Source organism: Nostoc sp. CHAB 5836, assembly GCF_020829445.1.
In the GTDB taxonomy this organism is placed as follows: Bacteria; Cyanobacteriota; Cyanobacteriia; order Cyanobacteriales; family Nostocaceae; genus Nostoc.
The window spans coordinates 1-5076 of the sequence record NZ_JAIVFV010000285.1; the positions used below are offsets into that span (position 1 = coordinate 1).

The window sequence follows — 5076 nt, forward strand, 5'->3', positions numbered from 1 at the left end:
AAATCAAGTCGGTTCAAATGAGCCGACTTGATTAAGCATTTAGCTTCTGAGATCAAATTTCTGATTGCTTGGCTATAGCTCAATACCGTTCAGTTAAGGTGCAACATCAATTGGAGATCCCCCTTAGTCCCCCTTTTTAACAGTTATCAGTTAACAGTTATCAGTAATCTATTTATCTCGCAAGTTTTTGCCTACGCCGTACAGGTGTCAGGCGTTGGTGGCGCTTCTTTATCCCCCACCATAGGTTGCCAAGACTGATAATGCGGATACTTGATAACTGATAACTGTTTTAAGGGGGGTTGGGGGGATCGACGCTTAACCCAAGCGTATTGACAGATAGCTAGCTTTTTTATATTTGCGATGGCAACGAAGTGAAGCAATCACAAAGTGTTTAAACCCACGTTCCGCACCCTGCGTTGTCACATAGTGTAATTACTAACTGCCATTTTTTAGTTCCGTCGAACTCGCGTTAAAATTTACAGCAGTTGATAAGGGTTAGCTTGATGAGTCCGTCACTTGAAAAAATTTTAAGCGACATTGAGCAATTAACTCCAGAGGAGCAATTGACGGTGATAGGGCATTTGCTGGAGCGTGTGAAGAAACATATCACTCAAGCGCAACCAAAACGCAAGTGGAGCGATTTAAAGGGTATAGCATCCTATCCGCTATTGGGTGAAGATGCGGCTGAATGGGTTTCGCGGACTCGACGGGAAGGAGATGAGCATCGAGAACGCTTGTTGCAAGGAGAGGAATGATGCCATTGAGATAAACAGCATTTAAAGAAGAGCAAATCAAAACTGTGATTCAGTCCCTTTATTGCCGCAGTTAGTTTCACGCCAATTTAGGGAATCCTATGCATAAGGCTACCCACATTTAACATAAAAAATGCTAGTTAGCCGATAATGCTTAAATTCGGACTCTAGAACCAAAATACATCTAAATGCAACTAAAAGATTTAATAGAGCGAGGCTACTTCCCGAAAGAGTTGCCACCACCTTTTAATACATCAACACTTGCAAACAATGTAAATAGTATTATTTAATCTTGGGCTATGCTTTTTGAGCAGAATGGAACAACATCAAGCCAAAATTTCATATTGATACAACAAACAGGAGAAAGTAATAACAACTTTAAAAAAAGAAAACGCAACTCATTTTATCAATAGATTTAATTCCTCAAAATCTACTGAATTTTCTATTTCAAAAGGAAAGTTATCAAGACGATTTATACGTATTCCTAACCCTAAGCATTTCATTGCCTTATCTGAGATAATAACAAACAACTGGGTATTATTTGAAAATGTTTTTAGATTATCTGAGTACTCAAAAAGTTTGCCTGTTCCTGAAAAAGATATTAAAAAACGTTCTGTACATACTAAGAGCAAAACAGTAGCTGATTTCAGAAATCAACTTATTGAAACCTCATTTAGCAAGTTGATAGAAATTCGTGTTGACATATCAAAATTTTATTCAAGTATCTATACTCATTCGGTAACATGGGGATTCTTAGGAAAAGAAAAAGCGAAAAATTATTTTAACCAAAGAGAGATATTAGATACACTAATTGAACGTGGAGATATTGATGCAAAGTTGTATAAAATACAATACGGTTCATTTAAGACTAAAACCCTTGTCCAGTGGACAGTGTAGAGACGTTGCAATGCAACGTCTCTACAGGCCTATGGTTCTCCAGAAAATCCTTAACCCAAGCGTATTGGGTTGGGTTGAACGTTCGCGCAGCGTCCCGTAGGGAAATGAAACCCAACATCAACTTTTTGGATTTTAAATTGTTAAAACGTAGTTTATCCAAAACCCTTCAATTGCAATCAATCAATTACGGCGATGCAAAAGTAACATCCTCATATAAATCTGCAACAGCACACCGAAAATCTATACTTGCCAGATGAATGATATCTTCTTGTTTATATGGATAAAGTACCCATTGTTTTTCTGGGTTACGGCGAAAGCACTCAACACTTAACCGAGTTTGACTCACAAGCACATATTCCTGAAGTGACTCCATCTGTCGGTAGTCAGCAAATTTATCACCTCGGTCAAAGGCTTCTGTTGTCGGAGATAGCACTTCTACAATTAAGCAAGGGTAACGCAGAAAGTTGTTAAAAGCTCTATCTCTTTGGTCACAACTTACCATAATATCGGGATAGTAATAGATGTTAATCGACTCAATATGTGCTTTGGTGTCTGAGATATAAGCCTGACAACCACTCCCGCGCAAATGATTTCTCAACATTGAAGCAATATTAAGAGAAATAATCACATGGGTATTACTTGCCCCTGCCATTGCATAAACCTGTCCCTGTCTATATTCATGCTTGGTAGGACTAGTTTCTTCTCCTTTGAGATAGTCTTCTGGAGAAATATAGTTAGAATTGGGAATTGCGACCATCTGTAATGACCTTGTGTGATGCCTTGTATCTATTTTAAGAGAAGCTTTACGGCTAAATCCGCATAAATCTAGCTATTGCTAGATGCTGCAATTCTCTCAAACGCTATAATCTACATTTGTTGCACCGAGAGATTAACTTGTGGATGTCATATTAGAACGATCGCACCAATTAAAACAAGCCTTAGTTGATTTTGTCCTTGATGCTGAAGGCGAACTAGCAAAAGCACTGGAAACTTATGCAGCAGAACAGTCGCGCCGTGGAAGTGGGGATAGTACACAGCAGGATTTAATTATCGATAGCTTTCTGACAGATGGGAAAGTTGGTGATAAGTCTCCATTAGAGTTGTTTATCGAAAGCAATCCAGATTTAGAAGAGAGCGATCGCAACCTGATAAATAGTTGGCATCATAGTTTTATTGGCTTATTTGCCATAACTAATATTCTACCTGATGGCTCTGAATTGACAAACTGGTTGACAGATAAGCGCTACATCGTCAAGCCCAACAATACTCAAACATTACAAGTAATATCTCGGTTGAAAGTCGGAGAAATCTTGCTCACTCGCATTTCTCCTGTCACCGATAGCTACTGGACGTTTTCTGGCCCCTACACAATAATGGGTAAATTAGGTAAACCAAAACTTGCTGTCGCAATTGGAAATTTTAAAGAAAACTATAAAAGTAATCTTTACAGCGATGCTCCCGACTTGCTAGAAGAAGCTTGGCAGTCAGTAGAACAATATCATCAGCAGTTTGTAGACTTTTTTGGCACTGATGAAATCACACTATCTGGATACCATCTTAATAAAAAAATAGCGGAATTTCAAGAACTAATTACTGAAAAAACCTTGGCAGCCGCAGGAATTGATACTTCTAAATCTCTGGCTGAAGTGGCAGAAGCGGCTGGCATTGGAGACGATGAAATCAAAGCAGCAGCACAAGAATTTGGTGCTGATTCCAATGTCGTTTCTCAGATGTTTAACAGCAAAAGCGGCAATAGTAAAATGGTTATGCCAAAGGTTGATTTACCTGCTGATCTCAAGAAAGCAGAACAGGTAACAGCCCTTTCTCATCCCCGTTGGGGACAAATGTTTTTACCAACATATAGTAAAGTACAAGCAATTTTATCAGCAGAGGACTGGCAAAGTGTCCAAGGGGCGGAAAAACTAGTTCGTTACTACCTCGAAGATAAAAGTATTAATGCTTTTATCTGGCATCGATTAGGGCAACAGTATCCAACTCAATTAGAAAATGTGTTAAAAGTGTTTTTGCAACGTCCAGAGTTTAGCCTTGAAAATGACTTGAATTCACTTTTGCAAGAATTCCACAAACCTATTGAGCCAGAGTTACCAGACATTGCCAGTGTACCCATACATTTGCATAACTTATTTCAGGAAGCTTTAGGAGAAGTTAACAAATCTAAGCCGAAGGCTAAGGGACAACAAAAGCTAGCAAAGGGTTTTCAACGGCTTAACTGAACTCTATTGTATCTGTTGGCTTCGTCACCCGCTTTGAACTTTAGTTCTTTGGCTTTTAGCTTTAACCCAAGCGTATTGCGCGATACCCATCATTCATTACCCAGGTTCAGCCTGAGTTGAAACTGTTAATACTTGCGGTGGTGTAGCATCCGGCGGATAGAGAAAGTCTATTTCTACTAAAGAGCGATCGCCTGCTTTCATCTTTAATAAAACTAATGGTTCTCCTGCTTGACCTCTGTTTTGCACTAAATGCACAAACTCAGTTTGTGGCTGATTTTGCTCATCTTTGTAACGTACCCGCACTGTCCCCCGAAAGAATACTTGAGGGGCTGGTGTACTAAGAAAGCGTAACCCCGGTTTGACTAATTGATCCTCCTTGAGTGGCGTTTGTATCGACACACTAACAGTTTGAGGACTTTGAGTATTGTTGTATAGCGGCAACTTAAGACTATATTGAATTCCATAGTTACCATGAGCGCGATATGCGGTGTCAGGATAGCGCACCAGCATAGCAGCACTTTGAATTTGACCAGTTCCTAATGTACCGCCATCTAGGGTACTCAGACCGTAAGAAAACACTTGACCAGGCACAGGAATAGTCAGATATCTGGCTTTAGGATTATCTACTAATAAGGCTCTCCATCGTGAACCACCAGCCACTCCAGCCACACGCCCATAAATTCTTGGTTTCCCAGTTTCCTCTAAGGGAGTGGGCGCTTGATCACGTGGGCCAGCCAAATCGCCATTATCTAGTAAATTCTGCCATTCTTCTAAAGTAGGCCATCGCTCACTACCATCAGGATTCACCCGCGCAAACATGGCGAGACTAGCAGCATAGACAGTGCCATTACTTTGCAGTCGGATCAATGTAGACCGACCATTGAGGGGTGGTGTCAATCCCTCCACAGGAATTGGCAAATTTAGTAACATCCGACTTTTCTTTGGTGGAATCTCAATTTGGGCTGGGAAAATCTCTTGTCGCACTCCCCTAAGCACATCAGACATGACGCGATCGCCTGGGCCAGCAAAAACTTTACCTAAAAGATTTTGACTAAAAGATGGTAACTGAATAAATGGTGCATCCGGTTGACTCAAATAACTTGCCCCTTGCCAAATATTCACCTTCACCGATTCTGAACCGGGGTTATGTAAAATTATCCCTAGATAGAGCGAGCGCAAATTCTCTGCTGGTT

At 40.3% G+C, this 5076-nt stretch carries 5 protein-coding genes; 3 read left to right on the plus strand and 2 right to left on the minus strand.

Features of this window, described 5'->3' with window-relative positions; all coding sequences use genetic code 11:
- Nucleotides 1–503: 503 nt before the first annotated feature.
- On the plus strand, nucleotides 504–755 hold the full coding sequence (locus tag LC605_RS30830) for a hypothetical protein (protein ID WP_229551213.1): 252 nt from the start codon (nucleotides 504–506) through the stop codon (nucleotides 753–755).
- A gap of 576 nt (nucleotides 756–1331) precedes the next feature.
- Nucleotides 1332–1649 (plus strand): hypothetical protein, encoded by a 318-nt coding sequence (locus LC605_RS30835; protein ID WP_229551214.1) that lies wholly within the window; start codon nucleotides 1332–1334, stop codon nucleotides 1647–1649.
- A 184-nt stretch (nucleotides 1650–1833) separates the two neighbouring features.
- On the opposite strand, the gene LC605_RS30840 is transcribed toward LC605_RS30835, so the two are convergent.
- The gene (locus tag LC605_RS30840; protein ID WP_229551215.1) at nucleotides 1834–2406 is read right to left on the minus strand and encodes a Uma2 family endonuclease; all 573 of its coding nucleotides are present in this window, start codon (nucleotides 2404–2406) and stop codon (nucleotides 1834–1836) included.
- Nucleotides 2407–2545: 139 nt separating this feature from the next.
- Between LC605_RS30840 and LC605_RS30845 the strand changes: the two genes are divergently transcribed.
- Nucleotides 2546–3883 (plus strand): hypothetical protein, encoded by a 1338-nt coding sequence (locus tag LC605_RS30845; protein ID WP_229551216.1) that lies wholly within the window; start codon nucleotides 2546–2548, stop codon nucleotides 3881–3883.
- Between the two features lie 96 nt (nucleotides 3884–3979).
- Here the strand turns inward: LC605_RS30845 and LC605_RS30850 are convergent.
- Nucleotides 3980–5076: DUF3370 domain-containing protein (locus tag LC605_RS30850; RefSeq protein WP_229551217.1), on the minus strand; the 1097-nt coding region annotated here is incomplete at its 5' end.

Bases quoted from the DNA above. Each gene is read 5' to 3' on its own strand.
- LC605_RS30840 (WP_229551215.1), bottom strand. From the start codon at position 2,406: ATGGTCGCAATTCCCAATTCTAACTATATTTCTCCAGAAGACTATCTC.
- LC605_RS30830 (WP_229551213.1), top strand. From the start codon at position 504: ATGAGTCCGTCACTTGAAAAAATTTTAAGCGACATTGAGCAATTAACT.